The 22,925-nt window shown below is 38.6% G+C and carries 24 protein-coding genes and 4 pseudogenes; 23 read left to right on the top strand and 5 right to left on the bottom strand.

Going from position 1 to position 22,925, the window contains the following annotated elements:
• Positions 1 to 42: 42 nt before the first annotated feature.
• From ACHBHN_RS07190 to ACHBHN_RS07160, 7 genes are all read left to right on the top strand, one after another.
• The gene (locus tag ACHBHN_RS07190) at positions 43 to 912 is read left to right on the top strand and encodes a helix-turn-helix domain-containing protein (protein WP_105110843.1); all 870 of its coding nucleotides are present in this window, start codon (positions 43 to 45) and stop codon (positions 910 to 912) included.
• 169 nt (positions 913 to 1,081) lie between these two features.
• Positions 1,082 to 1,261 carry a hypothetical protein gene (locus ACHBHN_RS07185; protein ID WP_153047868.1) on the top strand — a complete coding sequence of 60 codons (180 nt, stop codon included), beginning with the start codon at positions 1,082 to 1,084 and terminating at the stop codon, positions 1,259 to 1,261.
• Between the two features lie 261 nt (positions 1,262 to 1,522).
• Positions 1,523 to 2,230, top strand: coding sequence for an ABC transporter ATP-binding protein (locus ACHBHN_RS07180; protein ID WP_002940085.1), 708 nt, complete (start codon positions 1,523 to 1,525; stop codon positions 2,228 to 2,230).
• On the top strand, positions 2,157 to 3,584 hold the full coding sequence (locus ACHBHN_RS07175; protein ID WP_249339006.1) for a hypothetical protein: 1,428 nt from the start codon (positions 2,157 to 2,159) through the stop codon (positions 3,582 to 3,584). The genes ACHBHN_RS07180 and ACHBHN_RS07175 overlap by 74 nt, the downstream gene beginning before the upstream one ends.
• 1 nt (position 3,585) lies before the next feature.
• Positions 3,586 to 3,864, top strand: coding sequence for a hypothetical protein (locus ACHBHN_RS07170; RefSeq protein ID WP_105110846.1), 279 nt, complete (start codon positions 3,586 to 3,588; stop codon positions 3,862 to 3,864).
• Positions 3,861 to 4,226 (top strand): metalloprotease family protein, encoded by a 366-nt coding sequence (locus tag ACHBHN_RS07165; RefSeq protein ID WP_105137509.1) that lies wholly within the window; start codon positions 3,861 to 3,863, stop codon positions 4,224 to 4,226. The genes ACHBHN_RS07170 and ACHBHN_RS07165 overlap by 4 nt, the downstream gene beginning before the upstream one ends.
• Positions 4,223 to 4,726, top strand: coding sequence for a transporter (locus ACHBHN_RS07160; protein WP_105110848.1), 504 nt, complete (start codon positions 4,223 to 4,225; stop codon positions 4,724 to 4,726). Before ACHBHN_RS07165 ends, ACHBHN_RS07160 begins: the two co-directional genes overlap by 4 nt.
• 329 nt (positions 4,727 to 5,055) lie before the next feature.
• Here ACHBHN_RS07160 and ACHBHN_RS07155 read toward each other — a convergent pair.
• From ACHBHN_RS07155 to ACHBHN_RS07135, 5 genes and pseudogenes are all read right to left on the bottom strand, one after another.
• Positions 5,056 to 5,744, bottom strand: a pseudogene (locus ACHBHN_RS07155) (transposase); the annotation flags it as partial.
• Positions 5,745 to 5,875: 131 nt separating this feature from the next.
• Entirely contained in the window at positions 5,876 to 6,943 is a 1,068-nt protein-coding gene (aroB, locus tag ACHBHN_RS07150; RefSeq protein WP_394733854.1) for a 3-dehydroquinate synthase, read from the bottom strand.
• 12 nt (positions 6,944 to 6,955) lie between these two features.
• Positions 6,956 to 7,825: a shikimate dehydrogenase gene (locus tag ACHBHN_RS07145; protein WP_394733853.1), complete on the bottom strand. Its 870-nt coding sequence runs from the start codon at positions 7,823 to 7,825 to the stop codon at positions 6,956 to 6,958.
• Between the two features lie 27 nt (positions 7,826 to 7,852).
• Positions 7,853 to 8,878: a 3-deoxy-7-phosphoheptulonate synthase gene (locus tag ACHBHN_RS07140; RefSeq protein ID WP_394733852.1), complete on the bottom strand. Its 1,026-nt coding sequence runs from the start codon at positions 8,876 to 8,878 to the stop codon at positions 7,853 to 7,855.
• An 18-nt stretch (positions 8,879 to 8,896) separates the two neighbouring features.
• Entirely contained in the window at positions 8,897 to 9,916 is a 1,020-nt protein-coding gene (locus ACHBHN_RS07135; RefSeq protein ID WP_394733851.1) for a 3-deoxy-7-phosphoheptulonate synthase, read from the bottom strand.
• Positions 9,917 to 10,124: 208 nt separating this feature from the next.
• Here ACHBHN_RS07135 and aroA point away from each other — a divergent pair, with 208 nt between their 5' ends.
• The 16 genes and pseudogenes from aroA (at position 10,125) to ACHBHN_RS07055 (ending at position 22,469) form a co-directional block, all read left to right on the top strand.
• Positions 10,125 to 11,405 carry a 3-phosphoshikimate 1-carboxyvinyltransferase gene (gene aroA / locus ACHBHN_RS07130; protein WP_394733850.1) on the top strand — a complete coding sequence of 427 codons (1,281 nt, stop codon included), beginning with the start codon at positions 10,125 to 10,127 and terminating at the stop codon, positions 11,403 to 11,405.
• Positions 11,406 to 11,426: 21 nt separating this feature from the next.
• Positions 11,427 to 11,918: a shikimate kinase gene (locus ACHBHN_RS07125; protein WP_394731315.1), complete on the top strand. Its 492-nt coding sequence runs from the start codon at positions 11,427 to 11,429 to the stop codon at positions 11,916 to 11,918.
• Complete coding sequence (pheA, locus tag ACHBHN_RS07120) at positions 11,909 to 12,733, top strand: prephenate dehydratase (RefSeq protein WP_105122515.1); 825 nt, start codon at positions 11,909 to 11,911, stop codon at positions 12,731 to 12,733. The genes ACHBHN_RS07125 and pheA overlap by 10 nt, the downstream gene beginning before the upstream one ends.
• A 21-nt stretch (positions 12,734 to 12,754) precedes the next feature.
• Entirely contained in the window at positions 12,755 to 14,062 is a 1,308-nt protein-coding gene (locus tag ACHBHN_RS07115; protein WP_394733237.1) for an LCP family protein, read from the top strand.
• A gap of 86 nt (positions 14,063 to 14,148) precedes the next feature.
• A complete protein-coding gene (gene rlmD, locus ACHBHN_RS07110) occupies positions 14,149 to 15,594 on the top strand; it encodes a 23S rRNA (uracil(1939)-C(5))-methyltransferase RlmD (protein WP_394733849.1) in 1,446 nt (481 codons plus the stop codon).
• A gap of 24 nt (positions 15,595 to 15,618) precedes the next feature.
• Complete coding sequence (gene ant(6) / locus ACHBHN_RS07105; protein ID WP_394733848.1) at positions 15,619 to 16,482, top strand: aminoglycoside 6-adenylyltransferase; 864 nt, start codon at positions 15,619 to 15,621, stop codon at positions 16,480 to 16,482.
• A 43-nt stretch (positions 16,483 to 16,525) separates the two neighbouring features.
• Positions 16,526 to 17,053, top strand: coding sequence for a phosphoribosyltransferase family protein (locus ACHBHN_RS07100; RefSeq protein WP_002294507.1), 528 nt, complete (start codon positions 16,526 to 16,528; stop codon positions 17,051 to 17,053).
• Between the two features lie 131 nt (positions 17,054 to 17,184).
• On the top strand, positions 17,185 to 17,973 hold the full coding sequence (gene ant(9) / locus ACHBHN_RS07095; protein WP_027622104.1) for an aminoglycoside nucleotidyltransferase ANT(9): 789 nt from the start codon (positions 17,185 to 17,187) through the stop codon (positions 17,971 to 17,973).
• Between the two features lie 166 nt (positions 17,974 to 18,139).
• Positions 18,140 to 18,466: pseudogene (locus ACHBHN_RS07090) on the top strand (23S rRNA (uracil-5-)-methyltransferase RumA); the annotation flags it as partial.
• Positions 18,435 to 18,587 carry a transposon-encoded TnpW family protein gene (locus ACHBHN_RS07085; protein WP_079394206.1) on the top strand — a complete coding sequence of 51 codons (153 nt, stop codon included), beginning with the start codon at positions 18,435 to 18,437 and terminating at the stop codon, positions 18,585 to 18,587. The pseudogene ACHBHN_RS07090 and the gene ACHBHN_RS07085, both read left to right, overlap by 32 nt.
• Positions 18,588 to 18,843: 256 nt before the next feature.
• Positions 18,844 to 19,284, top strand: a complete 441-nt coding sequence (locus ACHBHN_RS07080; RefSeq protein ID WP_044678192.1) for an SRPBCC domain-containing protein — start codon at positions 18,844 to 18,846, stop codon at positions 19,282 to 19,284.
• A gap of 23 nt (positions 19,285 to 19,307) precedes the next feature.
• Positions 19,308 to 19,445, top strand: a pseudogene (locus ACHBHN_RS07075) (recombinase family protein); the annotation flags it as partial.
• A 200-nt stretch (positions 19,446 to 19,645) separates the two neighbouring features.
• Positions 19,646 to 19,867, top strand: a pseudogene (locus tag ACHBHN_RS07070) (topoisomerase DNA-binding C4 zinc finger domain-containing protein); the annotation flags it as partial.
• 26 nt (positions 19,868 to 19,893) lie between these two features.
• On the top strand, positions 19,894 to 20,532 hold the full coding sequence (locus ACHBHN_RS07065; RefSeq protein WP_024411463.1) for a Vat family streptogramin A O-acetyltransferase: 639 nt from the start codon (positions 19,894 to 19,896) through the stop codon (positions 20,530 to 20,532).
• Positions 20,533 to 20,730: 198 nt separating this feature from the next.
• Positions 20,731 to 21,225, top strand: coding sequence for a nucleotidyltransferase domain-containing protein (locus ACHBHN_RS07060; RefSeq protein ID WP_024411462.1), 495 nt, complete (start codon positions 20,731 to 20,733; stop codon positions 21,223 to 21,225).
• A gap of 365 nt (positions 21,226 to 21,590) precedes the next feature.
• A complete protein-coding gene (locus tag ACHBHN_RS07055; protein ID WP_024411461.1) occupies positions 21,591 to 22,469 on the top strand; it encodes an AraC family transcriptional regulator in 879 nt (292 codons plus the stop codon).
• The last annotated feature ends 456 nt before the right edge of the window (positions 22,470 to 22,925 follow it).

Genomic DNA, 22,925 nt, shown 5'->3' with positions numbered 1-22,925 from the left:
TGGGGTATGAGAATAGACTTTATTTAGAGTAGGGGAATCAATATGGGTAAATTATTAGCAACTCGAATGCGTAGTCGGAGAAAAGAGTTAGGCTTATCTCAGGTTGAGTTGGCTTCCGGAATTTGTGAGCAGGGACAGATTAGTAAAATCGAACGCGACATAGACTATAGTCCTGGAGCTGATGTGGTATATGCCCTAGCTAAAAAGTTGAATGTAACAATGGATTACTTTTTTGATGAGGAAATTCATGTTGAGTCAGACTTTTTGACTCAATTTCGTAGCGTGTCTAAAAAGTTTTTAGAGAGACGAGATTTTGAGTCGTTAAAATATATCTATGAGTTGGAAACTGCAAAGATGGTGAAACTACCGCTCTCAGATCAGTTATATCTTCAATGGATTGAAGCTATTGTTCTGTTTAATTATGATCACAAGCAGGATGAAGCCATAAAAAAACTTGAAACTATCTTGTCGAAATACAGTGAATATGATTGGGAATACTTGAATATTTCAAATAGTTTGTTGCATTTCTACTTCAAAACAGCCAATAACTCAAAATTTGAAGAAGTTTATAGTCATATGACTTCACTTTTTAAAAGTGTTAAGGCCCGAACGATTGAGCAGTTAGAGATATTGATTAAATGTCGGTATAACTTTTGTCGATACCTATGGTTAAACAAACAAGCAGAGAGAGCGATAAGTGAAACACTTGAAACAATTGATATTTGTCTCAAGAACAATAGTTTCTATTGTTTAGCTAATCTTTACTGCTTACTTGGAAATGTTAGTGAAGGTTTTTCAAGGACTGATAAAGTAAAAGAATACTTTGTGACCGCTCAAAATATATATCAGCTTGAGAGAAATGATAAGATGGCTTTAGAAATTGAACGATTCATTAGCGAGACCTTTCAATGATATATAAAATAAAATTGTCCAAGCAACTCAGTGTTCAACGGGTTGCTTTTCTTGTACAGTCATTATAGGGTATAACACCTTTTAATTCAATCATATTTTATTCGTTTAAAAATAAAAAACAGAAAATATAAAAATATTTATAAAAATAGTTGACGAATAATATATTCAAATGATAAAATATAATCAAGAAAAAGGAAAGGGGTTGCAGATTATGAAAAAGGCAACTAAAAAGTTTATTGTCGCAGTTTTATTGGTGGGTTTATTGGTTATTGTTGGTAAACCATCTGGTAATACCACTCCAGCCCCTTTAGGCTTTGATCCAGGTGAATTATATACTGTAAATATTTAAAATAAGGATTGTACAATGCATATGCATTTTACTGCACTAGTCGAGGCTATACATTCTCTGGAATGGCTAACTTCTTTAATGGTGGTGTTAGTATTGGTTGCTACAAATAAATCTTGATGTTTGATTTTCTAGATTGTAGTTTAATTAGACAGTGAGGCGGATAAACTATGTTCTAGAGAAGAATATAGTTTATCCGCTTTTAACTTTTAGAGAGTCCAGTTCTAATTCTTCAAATTGTTAGTCATCATTTTTGGAGGTAGTATGCTTGAAGTAAAAGAATTATGTAAATCATTTGGTAGCCATTGTGTTTTAGATAGCCTATCGATAACATTTGGAAAAACAGGTATCACAGTTATTGTAGGTTTAAATGGCTCTGGAAAGACTGTTTTTCTAAATTCGGTATCAGGAATTATTCAGTACGATAGTGGTGAGGTGTTATTGGATGGTAATTCTAATGGAAGTGATACTTTCAAAAAGAACATTTTTTACATTCCTTCTGACTCCTATCTACCAGAATATTTAACTGGCAATGAATATGCAGATTTTGTCCAGTCACGATATGAAAACTCAAGTAAGTCCATCTTTTCTGAGATATCTTGCCTTTTAGATATGACTGAAGCGTTGGAAAAAGCAATAGAGTCTTACTCATTTGGTATGAAAAAGAAACTTCAAATTGCTTTGGGACTTTCATTGAATGTGGGGTATCTTCTTGCTGATGAAGTTTTTAGTGGACTAGATTTAGAAACAGTTATTCTTACCCAAGAGTTATTTGGACTGTATGCCAAGAAACACAAGGTCTTGCTCGTTTCTCATGAGCGGAATATTATAAACCAATTTTCCAATGATATCTTATTAATGAGGAAAGGGAAACTAACGGAGTTTAAGGGTACAGCAGATGAACTTTCTGAATACATCTATCAGCAAGGGAAAATTGCTGAAAAACTTCAAAAAATTAAAGAACTCATTTGATCTGGTGTCATTTTATTATAATGATGCTTTAAAAGGTTTTTTGAACAGGCCATTTTTCAAAAAAAAGAGAAATCAATTCCTCGTAGCCATTATTGGTTTTGTCCTATATTTTTGGTATTTCTTATCTAATGTCCGTGAGATTGGACGTTTAGGTGAGGGTGCTAGAGGGTTGGATTTAGAAACATTTACAGAACTAACTCGTATAACAATTATGAGTTATGTCAATATGTGCATCATTCTATCAGTTGCTCTGTTTGTTTTTGTAAATTCAATCATAACATTAACTAAAAGCTCAGTCTATATAACGAATATACTCCCTTACAGTAGAAGAGAGATATTAGTTGCTCAAAAATTATTCAAAATAGGAGTAGCACTAGTAGGTTATGAGTCGATTTTGCTCTTAGTATTCCCACTATTTGGACAATTACCTATTATCAAAGTAAGTGATCAATTGATGTTGCTATTATTGTTTCATAGTATTTTTGTAGCTATTTTTTCAATAATGGATGCATTGTATGCTATTTTTGCAAAGGTAGCGACAAAATTCGCTAAATTTTCAGTTGCTTCAGTGTTATTTGTTTTAGACATATTTTTTACATTATTTTGTGCAACATATCTGGTATATTTCAAAATAGGTATAGACACATATGTAGGAAGAATCTCAATTGCCCTTACAGATCTAATTGTGATCATGCTTTTAATAGCTCTTATTATTCTCATTATTGTGATGTTTTTGAGTTATAAATTTACTTTAAATATTCAAGAGTATAAGAAGTTGTCCTATGGTTTGATTAGATTGCCAATGATTAAACTTAATTTGAGTACAACTTTTCCAGCTATTTATCGACATAAAAGTTTTATTCATTCATTAACATTAATCACAATTTTTTCACTTATTATTACTTACCAATTAGGTTTAAGAAGCGGATTAGAGACACTCGCTAATTTAAATTCCCTTCTGGTATTCTCTGCTATAAGCTATGCGGATGCAACAGCTAGAATTAGAAAATACTATGATTTTTATAGGGTTGGTCTGATTGAAGAAGTAATTTCATTGGTGTTGGGAGGAATAATACTATCTGCGGCGCCTTTAGTTATCGCAGTTTACCTGAAAGGATCGATGTTACCATTTTTCATGTCCATGGCAATTTATTTATGCGCTTTGATAGCGGGGCTTCTTTTTCCAACTACTCAGGGTAATCTTAACGAGACAGCATCAACAACTACCACAGTCTTTCTATCCATAGTACTCTATCTTGTTTTAAGGAATGATAATGTTTATCTTTCATCGGCTATATTAGTAGTGTTATTACTCATACTGAGTGTATTTCTAGCAAAAGAAAGAAGGTATTGAAATGAACAAAAAATTACTCAATTACTTCAAATGGGGAAATATCGCTTATCTATTTTTAGTGGCTATTGATTTAATTGTAGAACTTTTTCAAATTAATGAAAGTGGAACAGTTTTGACACTTTTTGGAGTAAAAATTATTAGTAGAATTACTCCAAGTGAATTAAATACGACTTTTTTACTACACCATAGATTGATTATCTCCTATATTGTGACTATGGCAGTATTCTTACTAACAGGCTATCTCTTAAATAAAAGAAAATTAAGAGAGAATCCAGTATGACAGTTTGGGAAATCATAGTACAACTTCCACTAGTTTTACTAACCGTGGTCGTTCATGAGCTATTACACTACTTGACTGCGTATTTTCTTGGATATAATCCTAAATTTGAATTTGAAAAATTTCTTGTTCCCTCAGTGAAGTTTTTAAATAAGGGCAGAGATATTGATAATTTTATGATAGCATTAGTTGCTCCTGTTGGTATGGTACTGATTGGACTTCTAATACCAGATAATAATGCTTTTTTGGCTTTAGCAAGAATAGTTTGTTTCTTGAATGTTTTACACATTTTTCCGTTTTGTACAGATGGGCAAGTTATTCTATTATCATTACTGAATATAGTGAGAAAAGGAGGAAAGGCATGAAGAGATTCTTTAAAATTATGCTAGTTGGTGTTGCAGTGTTAGTGTGCTTCATAGTAGGATATCAATGGGCTATAGGTGCTGATAAGGCTCCTGAATATAATACGAATACAGCACAATTTATTCATGAAGAACCAGAGAGTGTAATCAATAAAATCGAAGATGGAGAAGAAGGGATTTATTACTTTGGTTTTGCAGCATGTCCTTGGTGCGTAGAATTAATTCCGATTCTAGATGATGCGTTGGTGACAACTAATCAGAAGGCTTATGTTGTAGATACAAGGAGTAAAGGTTTCACAGATACTCTTCGTAGTCGATTGAAAAAAGTATATGAGAAACATCATGATGATGAACTATCTGTCCCATTTTTAGTAGTTATTGCAGAGGATGGTTCAGTTCAAACACACGTAGGAACAGTAGAAAACCATGATGCTCACAAGGAAAAACTAACGGACGGGCAGAAAAAGGAGTTAAAACAATTATTAGTGGGCATGCTTCAATGAACGTATATTTGATTATCATGTTGCAATTGTTAATTTTAGTATAAAATGAAATGAAGACTTTGTTATGACGAAAAGCATTAAAAAGATTACTGGAATTGTAGGAAAACGCCTATGATATACAAAACCATCCATTTCATAAGAAAACTGTCCCTATCCCACATTGTTTTAAAGACGAGACGGTGACGTGGCATTAGTTTGAATTTCAGGATTTTAGAACTTGTCTGACTCAATGATTCAGCATGGAGTTCACTAAAATATAAGAAAAAATACATTGAGGTCATGCTCGATGTATTTTTGGGCTCTTTGTCACTGTAGTGGGTTGATGTCAGCTAACACCTAGAGAGGACGAACTTCGTTCTCTCTTTCTTTATCTCTTTCTTGTTTTTAGGAGATAGGCTGAAAAGGGCTCTTCCCAGCCCTTTTCACTGTTCAAAGCGATCAAAATCTATTTTTTAAAGTTTTCATCTTCCTGAAACCAAAGGCATTTCTTTTAATGACTTTGATGAGATTATTGGTAGCTTCCAGTTTGGCGTTGGAATATGGCAATTCCATGGCGTTTAAAACCTTGTCTTTATCCTTTAGAAATGTCTTAAATACAGTCTGGAAAATAGGATTAACATTGGCTATTTCCTGTTCGATAAGGTCAAAGAAATGAACTGAGTTTTTCTCTTGGAAATGGAATAAGAGAAATTGATAGAGTTCATGGTGCTGTCAGAGTTCCTCGGAGTAAGACAGGAGTTTTTCCAGTATTTCCTTGTTAGTCAAATGCATGCGAAACATAGGGTGATAAAATCGTTTATCGCTGAGTTTACGGCTATCTTGTTGAAGTAAATCAGTCCGGTGGACTGATTTAGCCTGAGCCTAGAAATAAGAAAGCGAGGTTTCCAGTAGCGTTTCAAGGCTCGGTATTCCTGCGATTTTCTATCGAGTTGATTCATGATTTGAATGCGAAGCGGTTTATAGCACGACTAAGGTGTTGCACGATATGAAAGCGGTCAAGTACTATCTTGGCATTTGGGAGTGAAACAGTCTGGGAATAGACTGTTTCGGCCTGAGCCTAGAAATTGGAGAGCGAAGGGTTTAGCCACTACAGAAATTATAGAGCCAAAAATAGACTACTGATTTCATGCAAGTCAGTAGTCTTTTTTCTTATGGTTGTAAAAATTCTAGCATTTCTTCCATCGGAATTTGGTGAATAGCTGCCTGTCCTAATGTTGGGACAATAACCAGCTTGATGGATTTGCCACGAGCTTTCTTGTCGCGAGTCAAGGCTGCGTAGAGCTCCTCACTATTCCAAGGTTGATGGCTGGTCGGCAGTCCAAATTTTTGGCACATAGCGATAATTAGGTCGGTAATGCCAGCAGACATGAGGCCTTTTTCTTCAGCAACGCGCGATAGCTGGACCATTCCGATAGCAACAGCCTCGCCGTGCATAACTTGACCGTAACCAGCAGTCGCCTCGATAGCGTGACCAATGGTATGACCAAAGTTCAAATAGAGTCGGACGCCATTATCCAATTCATCCTCGACAACGACCTTGCGCTTAACGTCACAAGAGCGATAGATGATGGTTTCAGCATGGGCCAAAATACTCTCAGTAGAAGCATCCATGTCTGACAAGAGATCCCAGAGTTCGACATCATCAATCAAACCGTATTTGATAACCTCACCCATGCCCTCAATCAATTCGCGTGTGCCCAGGGTTTCGAGGGTGTTAGGGTCAATGAGAACACCATCAGGTTGGCAGAAGGTGCCGACCATGTTTTTGGCAAAGGGCGTGTTGACCCCAGTTTTTCCACCGATAGACGAATCAACCTGAGCGGTCAGGCTAGTTGGGACTTGGAGGAAATGAATGCCCCGCATATAGGTTGAAGCCACAAAGCCAGCCAAATCACCGACCACACCGCCACCAAGGGCCAAGATGCCGTCACTTCGGGTCATGCCTCCTTGAACAAGAAATTCATAGGCTTGATTGACCGTATCCAGATTTTTGGATGCTTCACCTTCTGGAAAGGCAAATGCGATGGTTTCAAAACCAGCTGTTTCAAGACTAGCTCTGGCCGTTTCCAGATAGAGTGAGGCAACATGGTCATCCGTAATAATCGCAATTTTTTGTGGCTTCCAGAGCGAGCTTGCCCAAGCACCGACCTGCGCTAAGCTTCCTTTTTCGATAAGAATATCATAGGGATTTTGGGGAAGATTGACAGTTAGTTTCATGCTGTGTCCTCTCTAGTTGATGTCATATTTTTCGACTAATTGTTTCCAAATCAAGTCCGTCGGCATTTCTTTGCCTGTCCAAGCCTCAAAAGCCTCAGCAGCTTGAAAGAGTAGCATACCTAGACCATTGATGCTTGGAATACCTTGTTCCTTGGCTAGTTTGAGCAAGGGCGTCTCAAAAGGTTGGTAAATCACGTCAGCCACTAAACTGTTATTTGGAAATACAATAGTTTTCTGAATTGGCAGAGACTGACCATCCATGCCGACGCTGGTTCCATTGACGAGCAAGTCAGACTTTGTAACATGCTCCTGAACCAAGTCCTGATTGTCAATCGGTAATACCAGAATGGAGCGACCGGTTGCTTGGGCAATACGGTTAGCAGTAGCCTGCGTTCTGTCCAGACTTTGTTGGCGACAGAAAATTGTGATTCCCTTGGCACCATCCAAAGCAGCCTGGGCAATGATAGCTGTAGCAGCACCGCCTCCGCCCAGAATGGTCAGTCTTTTATCTGCTACATGGAAGTTCAGTTGTTTTTCCAAACTCTTAAAAAATCCGATGCCGTCTGTATTGTGCCCAATCAATTGGCCATGGCGGTGAATGACCGTATTGACCGCGCCGATTAAGCGAGCAGACTCTGTCAATTCGTCTAGGTAGGGAATAACCGCCTGCTTGTAGGGCATGGAGAGATTGATACCAAACATGTCGTAGCGCTTAATGTTGTCAAGTGTGACTGGTAGGTCTTGCTCTGCTATTTCCCAAGCCACGTAGACCCCATTGACCCCAGTCTCTTCAAAGGCAAGATTGTGAATGAAGGGAGAAATGGAGTGTTTAATGGGTTTGGCTACCACAGCAGCCAGGCGCGTATAGCCGTCAATCGTCATGTGAGACCTCTCAAATGTATCAGCAGATTAGATGGTTTCGTGGATTTCACGAATCAGTGCTTCAGTTTTATCCCAACCAAGGCAAGGGTCGGTAATGGATTTACCAAAGGTTTCTGGGCTATCCTGACGACCATCTTCTAAGTAAGATTCAATCATAAAGCCACGAACATACTTGCGAATATCGTCGTTCCAATCGCGGTTAATCAGGGTTTGACGGACAATGCGGATTTGTTCCAGATAATTTTTGCCAGAATTATCATGGTTGGTGTCGATGACGATGAAAGGATTTTTGAAACCAAAGTTCTGGTATTGCTTGATAGTTTTTAAGAGAATATCGTAGTAGTAGTTGGGTTCGTTGATGCCTTGTTCTGTACTAGCACCACGAAGAATAGCATGAGCCAGCGGATTGCCATCTGTATCGACTTCCGCATCACGGTAGATGAAATTCTGCTTGTTTTGCGCAGCGTAAATGGCATTGAACATGACAGTCAAATTGCCAGAAGTAGGATTTTTCATTCCAGTCGGCATGTCAATACCAGAGGCCACAAAGCGGTGTTCCTGATCTTCGACCGAACGGGCACCGATAGCATGGTAGGACACCAAGTCTTCCACCAAGGGGAAGTTAGCCGAGTAAAGCATTTCATCTGCAGTGGTCAAGCCTGTTTCTGTGATGACACGGTAGTGCAAATTGCGTACGGCCGCAATACCGTTAATCAAATCAGGCAATTTTGAGGTATCTGGCTGGTGAACCAGCCCCTTGTAGCCTTCGCCATTGGTACGGGGCTTAGCCGTATAAACCCGCATGACCATGAAAATCTTATCTTTGACCTCGTCTTGCAATTTAGACAGACGGCGGGCATATTCCAAAACGGCCTCTTCGTTATCCGAAGAACATGGGCCGATGACCAATAAGAGGCGGTCATCCTCACCGCGGATGACTTTTTTTAGTTCCTCGTCACGCTTTTCTTTAGCAACTAGGAAGTCTCCTTCTAGTTTAGATAATTCTTTGACTTGTTCAATGTTGATGCGTGTGCTGCGCTGATGAATTCCCATAGCTTGTTTCCTATCTGTTTATCTGTTGTAAATTTCTCGAATGAGTTCCTCAGTTTTGTCCCAACCAAGGCAAGGGTCGGTAATGGATTTTCCGTAAACTTCGGCGTTGTCCTGACGTCCATCTTCCAGATAGGACTCAATCATGAAGCCGCGGACGTAGTCACGGATTTCTTGATTCCAATCGCGGTTAATCAGGGTTTGACGAACAATGCGGATTTGTTCCAAATAATTTTTACCAGAATTATCGTGGTTGGTATCAATGATAATAAATGGATTAGCCAAACCGAATTGTTTGTAGAGGTCAATGGTTTCCAAGAGATTATCGTAGTAGTAGTTTGGCAGGTATTTGCCACTTTCTGTCACTGCACCACGCAGGATAACGTGAGCCAGCGGATTTCCAGATGTTTCAACCTCTGTGTTGTTGAAGAGGAAGGACTGCTTTTTCTGAGCCGCGAAAATACCGTTAAACATGACCTTGAGGTTACCAGATGTAGGGTTTTTCAAGCCAGTTGGCACATCAATTCCAGACGCCACAAAACGGTGTTGCTGATTTTCAACCGAACGGGCACCAACGGCAATATAAGATACCAAATCATCAACAAGTGGCAGGTTTTCAGGATAAAGCATCTCGTCGGCCGTCGTCAAACCAGTCTCGGTAATGACACGGTAGTGGAGGTTGCGGACAGCCTTGATACCGTTGATGAGACTAGGTGCTGCATCGGTCTTGGGCTGGTGCATGAGACCCTTGTAGCCGTCGCCATTGGTACGGGGCTTAGCCGTGTAGACACGCATGACCATAAAGATTTTGTCCTTGACTTCTTCTTGAAGCTTGGCTAAACGATAAGCATAGTCTAAAACAGCCTCTTCATTGTCAGAAGAGCAAGGTCCGATGACCAAGAGCAGACGGTCGTCTTCGCCTTTTAAAATAGCCTCTAACTCACGGTCGCGCGCTCCTTTTTTGGCTAAGGTTTCTGGGGATAATTTTGAATGGTCTCTTACATCCTGAATATCAATTTTTTCGCTAATTGGTGTAAACACTAGATAATCTCCTTGATTGATAAAATTTCTTTTTATTATACCATGAAAGCAGCTATTATTAAAACCATATCTATGTTTTTCGAAAAATTTACAGTAAATTCTGAAAATTTTATCAAATATAGGTATTTTCAAAGATAAAATGGCATAAAAATCTGAAAATATTCTGCAAATGTGGTAGAATGAAAGGGAAACTATGTGAGGTATGGAAATGAAATTAAGAACAAATGCAAGAGCCTTAGAAGGTACGATACGCGTTCCGGGTGATAAATCCATCAGCCACCGTTCCATTATTTTTGGATCCTTGGCAAAAGGCGTAACTCGTGTTCATGATATTTTGCGTGGTGAGGATGTCCTCTCGACCATGCAGGTTTTTCGTGATTTAGGCGTGACGATTGAGGATAATGGGGATGTGGTTGAGGTTCACGGTGTTGGCTTTGATGGCTTGCAGGCTCCTAAAAATGCCCTTGATATGGGGAATTCAGGGACATCTATTCGTTTGATTTCAGGTGTCTTGGCTGGTCAAGAGTTTGAAGCGACCATGTTTGGCGATGATTCGCTGTCAAAGCGTCCTATGGATCGTGTGACGGTGCCGCTCAGCCAAATGGGTGTAACCGTTTCTGGTCAGACAGACCGTGATTTGCCACCTTTGACCATCAAAGGTACCAAGTCCCTCAAGCCGATTTCCTATCAATTGCCAGTAGCATCTGCTCAGGTAAAATCTGCTCTCTTATTTGCAGCTTTGCAGGCAGAAGGTGAGTCTGTTATTATCGAAAAAGAAATCACTCGTAACCACACGGAGGATATGATTGTCCAATTTGGGGGTCATTTGTCTGTTGATGGCAAGGAGATCCGTATCACAGGTGGGCAGGAATTTACAGCGCAAGAAATTGTTGTCCCTGGAGATATTTCCAGTGCGGCCTTCTGGTTGGTGGCTGGACTAGTTGTGCCTGGTTCAAAAATTACCCTTGAAAACGTCGGCGTCAATGAAACACGGACGGGGATTTTGGACGTCATCAAGGCTATGGGTGGCAAGATGACCTTGTCCAATGTGGATGAGATTGCCAAATCAGCGACCATTACGGTTGAGTATTCTAGCTTGCAGGGAACGGAGATTGCTGGTGATTTGATTCCGCGCTTAATTGACGAATTGCCGATTATTGCTCTCTTGGCGACGCAAGCCAATGGCACAACTATTATTCGCGATGCTGAGGAGTTGAAGGTTAAGGAAACAGACCGTATTCAAGTGGTGGCAGATGCCTTGAATAGCATGGGAGCTAAGATTGAGCCGACTGCTGATGGTATGATTATCGAGGGCCCAACGCCTTTGCACGGTGCGACGGTTAATACCTTTGGCGACCACCGTATTGGTATGATGACAGCTATCGCAGCCCTCTTGGCACAAGATGGCGAGGTTGTTCTTGAGCGCGCTGAGGCCATTAATACCAGCTACCCAGCCTTCTTTGACCATCTTGAAAGTCTAGAAAAATAAGCTCAGTAAGGAGGAGAGAGAATGCCAATCGTATTACTTGGTTTTATGGGAGTTGGAAAGACCACGACTGCTAAACTCTTGGATATGCCACTCTATGACATGGACCAAATCATGGAAGAACGGATTGGCATGTCCATTGCGGATTTCTTCCAATCAGAGGGTGAAGATGCCTTTCGCCAGTTGGAAACCCAAGTCTTGGAAGAGTTGATGGACTTGCCCAATGATTACTTGGTTTCAACGGGCGGTGGTGTGGTCAAATCCGCCAAAAACAGGGAGATTTTGCTCAAAAATAAACCCAATAATGTTCTTTTGACTGCCTCCTTTCCAGTGGCATATGAGCGGATTAATCAAGATCATCAGTCGCAACGTCCCTTATTTTTACAGCACAGCCGAGAGGAGTTTGAGGCCATTTACCAAGAACGAATGGCTTTATATGAAGGACTAGCTGACCTGGTCATTGACACAGACCAACTCAGTCCGGAACAAGTAGCAAGGAAGATTCTATGCAAGTAGCTTATTTGGGCCCGCGGGGGTCCTTTACTCACCAAGTTGCCCAGCAGGCCTTTCCGGAGGCGGATTTGCAGGCTTTTGGTACCATTACGGAGGTCGTCAAGGCCTATGAGACTGGCTTGGTGACCTATTCGGTTATTCCGGTTGAGAATTCGATTGAAGGTAGTGTTCACGAGACCATTGACTACCTTTTTCATCAGGCGGAAATCCATGCGGTGGCAGAAGTGGTTCAGCCCATCGCCCAGCAATTGCTAGCGACGACGCCTCATAAGGAAATCGAGGTCATCTATTCTCATCCGCAGGCCATTGCGCAGGGGAAAAAATATGTTCAGGAGCATTTTCCGAAGGCTCGTTTGGAGTTGACAGCAAGCACGGCCTACGCAGCCCGATTTGTAGCGGAGCATGCGGATCAGCCTTTTGCGGCTATTGCACCGCACGCTGCGGCTGAAGAGTACGGCCTGCAGGTCATTGCCCAAGACATCCAAGAAATCGCGGAGAATTTCACTCGTTTTTGGATTTTGGGACATACTGCGCCTGAATTGGGATTGCGGAAAACAGATCGGAAGGTTTCTTTGGCCCTGACGCTACCAGATAATCTGCCAGGTGCCCTCTATAAGGCTATGTCGGTCTTTTCGTGGAGAGGAATCGGTTTGACCAAGATTGAAAGTCGGCCGCTGAAAACGGCGCTGGGTGAGTATTTCTTTATCTTAGATATTGAGAATAATTCAGATGAATTAGTTGGCTATTCTTTGGAGGAATTGAAAAGTTTAGGGATTTTTTATAAGATTTTAGGAAATTATAAGGTTTATAGTGTGTAATAACCTTAGAAAGGAGTGAATATGGCGAAACATCCCTTATCACATCATGAAGAGCTACGCTTGGACTACCTGCGTAAAAATATTCACTACTTAAACGAGAAGGAAAAGACGGAGCTGGATTACTTAGAGTATCTTAAAAAGGGTGAGGAGCAAGTTATTGCGCCTTCGCCACTTGAGGAGGAGGCTTCTAATCTTCCAGAGTTTTCACTTGAGGATTCTTGGAGAGAGGTTGTGCCCCTTGTAGAGGAAGAGGAGCTCTTACCAGCCTATCCGACCTTGAGTCGAAAAGAAAGGTTAAAAAAATCTAAGAAAAATAAGGCGACTTCAGTAACTGAAGATAGTAGTAGTCAGCCACCCAAGAAACCTTTTTTCAAACGACTTTTAAGTTTTGTCTTCTGGGGATTACTGATATTGCTGCTTGCCTTGGGCGCTATGTTTGTCAAAGGGATGATTAGCGTGGATAACAAGCCTGCTACCGAACAATTTGCTGGTCAGGCGACACAGGATGGCATCAATATTTTAATCTTAGGAACAGATGGTCGAGTTGGACAAAGTACCGGTGAAACTCGAACGGATACTGTTATAGTCCTGAATGTCAATAATAGTAGCAATAAGATAAAACTAGTCAGCTTTATGCGGGATACGCTGGTTACTATCGGTGGAGAAGGTGACTACAAACTCAATTCTGCCTACACTTTTGGTGAGCAAAATGGTGGTCTTGGGGCTGAAAATGTTCGGCAGGTTTTGAAGGAAAATTTTGATATTGATATTCAATACTATGCCCTTGTTGATTTTGCGAGTTTTGCATCTGCTATTGATACGCTCTTTCCATCAGGTGTGGCCATTGATGCTCAATTTTCAACGATTGATGGTGAAACGGTGTCTTCTGTTGATGCACCCAACGACCTGCGTCTGGAGGAAAATGCACCAGCTTATCAAACCATTCAGGTCGGTCCACAGCAGATGGACGGGAAAACCTTGCTCAACTATGCTCGTTTTCGTTCGGATGACGAAGGAGACTTCGGTCGGACAAGGCGGCAACAAGAGGTTTTGGATGCAATTATTCAGCAGGCACAAGATCCCACAAAGCTCTTCTCTGGTGCTGAGGCGCTTGGAAAAATTTACTCTATGACCTCTACCAATGTCCCACTAGCATTTCCGTTGCTTCGTGGTCCAGGTATTTTGCTGGATGCACCTAATGGAATTGAACGAGTAACCATACCAGAAAACCACGATTGGATTGATGAGTATGATAATTATGGTGGTATGGGACTAAAAATTGACTTCTATAAATACCAAGAAGTGCTGAGAGAACTGGGTCTAAGGTAAGAATGCGCCAGTTTTCTTGTGAAATGTGCTATACTTAAAAGTGACTTCGGTCACTTTTTTCGTGACCTCATTTAGAAAGTAGAACAATGTTAGAAAAAAATCAAATTGTTGAAGTGGAAATTGTGGACCTGACCCACGAGGGGCAAGGAGTTGCCAAGCTAGATGGATTTGTCTTTTTCGTGGATAATGCCCTACCAGGTGAGCGTATCAAGATGAAAGTTCTAAAGCTAAAAAAGAATATAGGTTTTGGTAAGGTGGAAGAATGGCAGAGCTTCTCACCAGACCGTAATCAAGACCTGGATTTGACCTATCTGAGAACGGGTATTGCAGATTTGGGGCATTTGAATTACCCAGCCCAGCTTGAATTTAAGAAAAAGCAAGTTGAAAATAGTCTACGCAAGATTGCGGGCATTTCAGAAATAGAAGTAGAACATACTCTTGGTATGGACAGTCCTCTTGCCTATCGAAACAAGGCGGCAGTTCCTGTTCGTCGAGTTAATGGCCAATTGGAAACTGGTTTTTTCCGTAAGAATTCGCATGATTTGGTTCCGATTGAAGATTTTTATATCCAGCATAAGGAAATCGATGCCTTGATTCTTGCGACTCGTGACCTATTCAGAAAGTTAGATTTGAAGCCTTACGATGAGAAAGAACAGACAGGACTGATCCGCAATATCGTCGTTCGTCGTGGTCATTATTCGGGTCAGTTGATGTTGATTTTGGTCACAACTAGACCAAAGATTTTCCGTGTTGAAACCCTTATTGAGCGTTTGACAAGCCAGTTTCCAAATCTGGTTTCTATCATCCAGAATATCAATGACCAGAATACCAATGCGATTTTTGGACAAGAATTTCGTCTGTTGCATGGCAGTGAAACCATTGTCGACACCATGTTGGGTAATGAATTTGAGATTTCAGCTCCGTCATTCTATCAAGTCAATACAGAAATGGCGGAAAAACTCTATCAGACAGCTATTGATTTCGCAGAATTGTCGGCAGATGATATTGTCATTGATGCTTATTCAGGTATTGGGACTATCGGCCTGTCTTTCGCCAAACAAGTTAAGCATGTTTATGGTGTAGAAGTCGTGGAAAAGGCTGTCCTTGATAGTCAGAAAAATGCTGCTCGAAATGGGATTGACAATGCGACCTATGTCTGTGATAGTGCCGAATCTGCAATGAAAAAATGGGTGGCAGATGGTATTAAACCGACAGTCATCTTTGTCGATCCGCCGAGAAAAGGTTTGACAGAAAGCTTCATCAGGGCAAGTAGCTCGGTAGCTCCAGAGAAAATCGTTTACATCTCTTGTAATGCGGCAACTATGGCGCGTGATATTAAGCTTTATGAGGAATTGGGCTATAGATTGACCAAGGTGCGGCCAGTAGATCTTTTTCCAACCACACATCACGTCGAGACTGTTGCACTATTGTCCAAACTTGATGCTGAGCATCATATTAACATTGAAATTGATGAGGAAGATTTTAGTTCCATTAATATAAAAAAAGACGCAACATATCCAGAGATAATATAGAAAAAATAAACGAGGAGTATGTAAATGAGATCAGAAAAAGAAATGATGGATTTAGTACTTTCTTTAGCAGAACAGGATGAACGTATTCGAATTGTGACCCTTGAGGGGTCACGCGCAAATATTAATATACATAAAGATGAATTTCAGGATTATGATATTACATATTTTGTAAGTGATATAGAACCGTTTATATCTAATGATGACTGGCTTAATCAATTTGGGAATATAATAATGATGCAAAAGCCGGAGGATATGGAATTATTCCCACCTGAAGAAAAGGGATTTTCCTATCTTATGCTATTTGATGATTACAATAAAATTGATCTTACCTTATTGCCCTTGGAAGAGTTAGATAATTACCTAAAGGGCGATAAATTAATAAAGGTTCTAATTGATAAAGATTGTAGAATTAAAAGGGACATAGTTCCGACTGATATAGATTATCATGTAAGAAAGCCAAGCGCAAGGGAGTATGATGATTGCTGCAATGAATTTTGGAATGTAACACCTTATGTTATTAAAGGATTGTGCCGTAAGGAAATTTTATTTGCTATTGATCATTTTAATCAGATTGTTCGCCATGAGCTGCTGAGAATGATATCATGGAAGGTCGGCATCGAAACAGGCTTTAAATTAAGTGTAGGCAAGAACTATAAGTTTATTGAAAGGTATATATCCGAGGATTTGTGGGAGAAACTTTTGTCCACCTACCGGATGGATTCCTATGAAAATATTTGGAAGTCATTATTTATATGCCACCAATTGTTCAGGGAAGTGTCCAAAGAGGTAGCAGAACTACTGGGGTTTGATTATCCAGAGTATGGTAAGAACATAACAAGATATACCGAGGACATGTATAAAAAATATGTTGAAAATGACTATTTTTAAAGATTAGCAAAGATTATTAACCATAAGCAAGGGGTGTAAATGTATGGAAAGTACTGATGTTATAAATGAGATTAGAGGTATATTACCTCGTAACTCAATTGGAAAATATGATTTACTAACTATTTTTACACATAAAACCGTTTTTGATAAAATTGTAAAAGTACTATCATTGGATTTTCAAAATAAAGTAGATTATGTGGCTGCCCCAGAAGCAATTGGATGGATACTAGGCACTGCCATAGCCAAAGAACTTGGAGTGGGGTTTATTGGAGTAAGAAAAGGTGATAAGCTGCCATACGCAAAAGAAGAGATTATTTCGACACATTTTACCGACTATTCAGGTCAAGATAAAAGCTTTGAAATATCTAAGAGTTCTATTGTGAGGAACAAAAGAGTTTTGATTGTAGATGATTGGATAGAGACAGGTTCTCAAATGAAGGCTTTAATAGCTTTGTTAGAGAAATTGGATTGCAGCATTATTGGGTTGGCTACTATTGGGATTGATATAAATGAGGTTACTCAAAAATGGATAGACAGCAGTTTTGTAGCTTATATTGGCTCAAACATATAATAAACCGAAAGAAAATCTTGAATCAAAATTTTGGATGGCGTTAATTTACAATACAACGAAAGATGTTTACTCTTTTTTTATAAATTTTAAGAGGCGTTAAAAAACAGTTTTCAGACGAAAGGAGATCGAAGTTGAGTATAGATTTAAGTAACAAAAAAATTCCGAAAGAAGCAATTCAAGCATTAAAAACTATAGCGGAACTACTTGATAATATGTTAATTGGGGTGTATTTGTATGGTTCGGCAGTAATGGGTGGTTTACGTATGAATAGCGATGTAGATATTTTGGTAATAACAAATCAAAGTTTATCTGAAAAAACTCGAAGGAATCTTACAAATAGGTTAATGCTTATATCTGGGAAAATAGGAAACATAAAAGATATGAGGCCTCTTGAAGTTACGGTCATAAATCAAAAGGATATTGTCCCTTGGCATTTCCCCCCCAAATATGAATTTATGTATGGCGAGTGGCTAAGAGAGCAGTTTGAAAAGGGAGAAATTCCTGAGTCGACTTATGATCCGGATTTAGCAATACTTTTAGCACAACTAAGAAAAAATAGTATTAACCTTTTGGGACCAAAGGCAACAGAAGTAATTGAGCCTGTGCCAATGACAGATATTCGAAAAGCAATTAAAGAATCTTTGCCCGGGTTGATAACTAGCATTAAAGGTGACGAACGCAATGTGATTTTAACTTTAGCCAGAATGTGGGTGACAGCATCTACTGGTGAAATCAGATCAAAAGATCTGGCAGCTGAATGGGCAATACCTCAATTACCTTATGAGCATGCCATTTTACTTGACAAAGCAAGAAAGGCTTATCTAGGAGGGTATATTGATAAGTGGAAAGGAATGGATTCTGAGGTGACTGAACTCGTTAATAATATGAAGAAGTCTATAGAGTCTTCCCTTAATCTCTAAAAGGCTGGTGTTGAGAATTCCATTGATAGGTTCTCTCATACCGAAATTTCTTAAAATGGTCAAAAACCGCTGGATATGTTCCCGTCTACCGATAGTTCCAAAAATGCTGCTGATATGTTTCCACAGACGGGCAAAGTAATATGACATCAATGCCATCAACTCGAGCCACGTGGAGACGGTAGCATTATTGTCCAAACTTAATGTCGATAAGCATATAAGTGTTGAAGTAGAGCTAGATGAACTTGATTTGACAAGTGCGGAGAGCAAAGCTACTTATGCTCAGATTAAGGAATATATATTAGAAAAATTTGGTTTGAAAGTTTCAGCACTCTATATTGCCCAGATTAAAAAGAAATGTGGAATAGAGTTGAGAGAAAATTATAATAAGTCAAAAAAAGAAAAACAAGTTATTCCACAATGTACACCTGAGAAAGAAGAAGCTATCATGGATGCGTTAAGGCATTTTACAGAAAGAACAACATCAAAAGCCTGATGGTGTTATAACAAAAAAGATAAACGGAAAAACCTTTATAACAGAGATATATTTTGACAAAAAGAGCAAAGATACATTTCAAGATAAATTGTTTAAGGTAGTGAAAGCGGAACGGAAATAGTGAAAACAGAAATTTTGTATATATCATTTAGGTTCCTTTTTATCCGTGCTGCATGTGGGAGAAAATAGGAAATTTGACAATAGAAAAAATGGCTTAAAAATGGTATAATGTTGTTGATTATTCAGAGAGAAAAATTAGAATTAAGACGAAAGCAATGTAAAATTTAAGGAGGGCAATCATTTGAGATATATACTTTTATTGCGTGGGATAATTGTGGGTGGAAAGATTAAAATGAATATAAGCGAAAGGAGAAATTATGAATAAAATAATCCATTGCAAGGCACTCTTAAACTGTTCATCAGAAAGAGCATTTTGTTTATTCACTAAGAATGAAGAGATTATAACTTGGCTAACAGAAAAATCAGAAATAGAACCTTGGGTTGGTGGGAAATATGAACTTTTTTGGGATAAAAATGATAATGAAAATAATAGTACTTTAGGGTGCAAAGTAACAGCATTTGAATTGAATAAACTATTATGCTTCAATTGGAAAGGTCCGGTACAATATGCGGATGTAATGAATGTTGCAAAACCACTGACTCATGTATGTATTACATTCTTTGCAGAAAAAGAAAATAAGACGGAAATTCATTTGATTCATAGTGGTTGGGGAGAGGGAGAAAAATGGGAACAGGCACGTTTATGGTTTGAAAAGGTTTGGAAACAGTCATTTTTAAGACTGGAAAATTTGTTTTAATATAAGCGTATATTGATAAATTAGAGCGTAGACAGTTAATTACAGCTTTGATTTCTGAAATTCAAATTTACGAAGAAAAGCAACCGAATGGACAATGGCTAAAATCAATTACATTTAAACTTCCTATCATCGATGAAGATTTAAATATTGTCTATTTTTAATAGTTATCTATTATTTAACGGGAGGAAATAATTCTATGAGTCGCTTTTGTAAATTTGGAAAGTTACACGTTACTAAAGGGAATGTAGATAAATTATTAGGTATACTACTGACAGCTTCCAAGGAGCTAAAGAGGTCCCTAGCGCCTACGGGGAATTTGTATCGATAAGGGGTACAAATTCCCACTAAGCGCTCGGGACCCCTTGTAGGAAAATGTCCTAAGTGTGGCAACAATATTGTATTAAAAAAATCGTTTTATGGTTGTTCAAATTATCCTGAATGTACCTTCACTTTAGCTGAACATTTTAGAAAGAAAAAACTCACCAAAACAAATGTAAAAGAATTACTAGAGGGAAAAGAAACCCTGGTAAAAGGAATCAAAACGAAAGATAGAAAGTCCTACAATGCCAAGGTAATGAAGTAATTAAAGATTAAAGGAGCTAATATTTTATGATAGGACCAGATAAGAAAAAACTTTATCCAAATGAAAATATAAAGACGGTTTGTTTTATAAGCAATCTACCTAAAAGACCCAATGTGGAGATTGGGGAATATACCTATTATAGCGATAATAAAAAAACACCGGAGAAATTTTATGATAATATAGAGCACCATTACGAATTTCTAGGGGATAAACTTATAATAGGAAAGTTCTGTGCAATTGCAGAGGGTGTTAAGTTTATTATGAATGGTGCAAATCATAGAATGGATGGAATTACAACCTATCCCTTTAATATCTTTGGCCATGGATGGGAAAAGGTGACTCCTACAATTGAACAACTTCCTTTTAAGGGAGATACAGTGATTGGCAATGATGTATGGATAGGTCAAAATGTTACCATTATGCCGGGTATTAAAATTGGTGATGGTGCGATTATTGCCGCTAATTCAACAGTAGTGAAAAGTGTTGAGCCATATACAATATATGGTGGGAATCCAGCTAAGTTTATCAAAAAACGCTTTAGTGACGAAAAGATTGAATTCTTGCTAAAGCTACAATGGTGGAACTGGAGCGAAGAGGAAATATTTAATAATCTTGAAATGTTAACATCCAAAGCAGGGTTAGAGCAATTCATGAAAAATTCCTAGACTTGGGGCCTTTCTACCACGGCACAAAAGGGAACTTAAATCTAGGGGGTGCTGGAATCTCGATTTAGCTCTAATTATTGCGAGCTAAAGAAGGCAAGCTTCATCTTTAGCTTTGATTGGAACAATAGACATTATATTATTAGGAGAAATAGCTTTGAGATTTATCACTTATAGATTTAATTTGAACGGAGGGATTACATGGTAAGTAAAACTGATGCCATTGAGATAATAACATATGCTGAAGAAAATGATATTAACATTTGGATAGATGGTGGTTGGGGAGTAGATGCTCTATTAGAAGAAGAAACAAGAGTACACAACGATATTGATTTATTTGTGGAAGAAAGTAATGGTAAAAAGTTTATTGAAATATTAAAAGAATATGGCTTTGCTGAAGTTATCGAAGCATATACCACCACATCTCATACGGTTTATAAGGATAGTAAAGGTAGGATAATTGATCTTCATATATTTAAATTCAACGAACAAGGATACATTGTTTTTGAGGGAGAAGCATATCCTCCAGAAGTCTTTAGCGGCATTGGGAAAATAGGCGATAAAACGGTAAGATGTATCGATGCTGAAAATCAAGTGTTATTTCATCTGGGCTATGAGCATGATGAAAATGATATGCATGATGTAAAACTATTGTGCGAGAGATTTAATATTCCTGTACCGAGTGAATACAAGTAACTGACAAATTCCGATTTAATTAGAATTTAGAGGAGGAAAAGATACGGCACGTTCTATTAAAGATTCCCTTTCTGGATTTGGAAGTGAACTGTTGGAACGAATAAGAGAAGATAGCAATGCAAGGCTAGATGAAGCTGACTTTGAAGAAAGAGTCATTGGGATTTATGCCTTAGCGAAGCAAAGGAATTTTTGCAGCAAGAAAGATACACTGAAGAAAAGTAAAGGATTCCTGTTGTAAACATCCCAAAGATAAATTTAGTTTAACGATACTAATTACATGTAAGGGAATCGACAATACTGTGCACAGATTGTCGGATGGATAAATGCATCCTCTGATAATATTGATGATGAAAGGAGGTTGTTTGATGGATTCTTTAAGAAGTATGAATAATGCATTGGAGTATATTGAAGAGCACTTAACAGAGGAAATTGATTATATTGAAGTATCTAAAATCGCATATTGTTCAGAGTATCATTTCAAGCGGATGTTTTCTTTTTTAGCAGGCATAAGTTTATCAGAATATATTCGGAGAAGAAGACTGACGTTGGCTGCACTTGATTTGAAAGATAGGGATTTGAGAATAATTGATGTAGCCGTCAAATATGGCTATAATTCGGCTGATTCATTTTCCCGTGCTTTTCATTCTCTGCATGGCATTCTCCCTTCTGAGGCAAGGAGTGAGAATACACAATTAAAAGCTTATCCTCGAATGACCTTTCAATTATCAATTAAAGGAGGATGCGAAATGAACTATCGTATTGTTGAGAAAGGACCTTTTAAGTTAGTAGGATTTAAGAAGAGAGTTCCAATTATTTTTGAAGGTGTCAATCCAGAGATTGCAAAAATGACTGAACTTTTAACCATGGATGTTATTAATCAATTAAAAGCAATTTCAAATGTAGAACCTACAGGTATTATTAGTGCTTCCACTAATTTTTCAGAAGGTAGAATGGAAGAGAAAGGAGAATTAGATCATTACATCGGGGTAGCAACATCAAGTAATGAAACTGCAGATTTTGATGTATTAAAAATTGATGCTAGTACCTGGGCTGTATTTGAATCGATTGGACCATTTCCGGAAACACTTCAAAATGTGTGGGGTAGGATATACTCAGAGTGGTTTCCATCTTCAGGATACGAGGCGGTTGAAGGTCCTGAAATTTTATGGAATGAGAGTCCAGACACTGGAAATCCAAAGTATCGAAGCGAAATCTGGATTCCAGTAAAGAAAAAAGACTATTGATTACATTAATGTTTATTATTGAGGGCGCTCCTAGTAAGAGTGCCCTTTTCGTAAACGGTACGATTGGTGGATATGTTCCCGTCTACCGATAGTGCCAAAAACGCAGTGGATATGTTTCCGAGAACGGACACACTTATATGACATTCATTCTGTCCTCTCGAGCCATGTGGAGTGCGTAGTGTTGCTACAACGAAGCAACGGGTAAAAATCCTTTATTTTAAGCACTTTTTCAAGCATTTTGTCTTTATTGAAAAGAGTGATTTTGACATAAAAAAGGTTCAAAAAAAGTACATTGATGTGAATGTCTGTTTGGATGTCGACTGCGTAGACAAAAAATAGATACGTCATAAAAAATAATAGTTCAGCGAGAACATTTTACTAAGTGTTCTCGTTTTTTTATTTTCAGGAGGAATTCATGCAAAAGTATGAACAATCATCACGCCAAATCGTGATGTG

Source organism: Streptococcus sp. A22 (assembly GCF_043674215.1).
Taxonomy (GTDB): Bacteria; Bacillota; Bacilli; order Lactobacillales; family Streptococcaceae; genus Streptococcus; species Streptococcus suis_V.
Note: the sequence above shows the minus strand (reverse complement) of the source record. Positions and strands in the feature narration are given on the sequence as shown.